This is a genomic window from Rhodococcus yunnanensis NBRC 103083 (assembly GCF_001895005.1).
Classification (GTDB): domain Bacteria; phylum Actinomycetota; class Actinomycetes; order Mycobacteriales; family Mycobacteriaceae; genus Rhodococcoides; species Rhodococcoides yunnanense.
Window position 1 is genome coordinate 1 of sequence record NZ_BCXH01000057.1, and the last position, 1,094, is coordinate 1,094.

Annotated in this window: 1 protein-coding gene; it reads right to left on the minus strand. The window is 62.6% G+C overall.

Going from position 1 to position 1,094, the window contains the following annotated elements:
- On the minus strand, positions 1-1,072 hold a 1,072-nt coding region (locus RY1_RS29250), incomplete at its 3' end, for a condensation domain-containing protein (protein ID WP_306305362.1).
- Positions 1,073-1,094: the final 22 nt, after the last annotated feature.

Genomic DNA, 1,094 nt, shown 5'->3' on the forward strand with positions numbered 1-1,094 from the left:
CCACCGGACGCGCACGATCGGACGGCAAATCCAACTGCTCCGGCAACCCCGCCAACGCCGACCGCCAAAACGCCACCTGCTCCGACAACAACGAACCCGACTCAGACTCCGACCCCAACACCCCACGCTGCCACAACGCAAAATCCGCATACTGCACCGGCAACGGAGCCCACCCCGGCTCCCCACCCCCAGCCCGAGCCACATACGCACCCATCACATCCCGCGTCAACGGCCCCATCGAAAAACCATCAGCCGCAATATGATGCACCACGAACACCACCACGAACTCAGAACCAACACCCACAACCTCGAACAACCGAGCCCGAAACGGCACCTCCGCCGTCACATCGAAACCAACAGACACGAACTCGCGCAGCTGATCAGCGAGATCTGCGGCCTCGACCGGACGTGGCGTCATGTCCGGACTGACGACAGCAGTCGGCAGGATTTCCTGCGTACCTGCACCATCGATGTCCGGGTACACCGTCCGGAGAGATTCGTGGCGGGTGAGCACGTCGTCGACCGCACGTCCCAGCGCGGACACGTCCAGCTCACCCGTCAACCGGATCGCCACCGGAATATTGTTCACCGCAGACGCCGTATCGAACCGGTTCAAGAACCACATCCGCTGCTGCGCCAACGACAACGGAACAATCTCCGGACGCTCCTGCGCCACCAGTTCGACGCGCGCACCCGCACCCACCTGCGACTCGACCAACTCGGCCAACGCACCGACCCTGGGCGCATCGAACAAAATCCGGACCGCAAGCCGCGTGTCGAGTGCAACGCTCAACCGAGACACCAACTGCGTCGCGATCAGCGAGTTGCCACCGAGTTCGAAGAAATCGTCATCCAGACCGACCCGGTCGAGACCGAGAACACCAGCAAAAGTATCAGCGACGATCTCCTCCACCGGCGTAGTGGGCGCCCGAAACTCCTTGACCACCACAACCGGAGCAGGCAACGCCTTACGATCGAGCTTGCCACTCGATCCCAGCGGAAACGCCTCCAACTCGACGAACACAGCCGGCACCATGTACTCGGCCAACTTCGACCCCAGCGCGGTACGCACCGCCGCACCATCGAAATCGGAC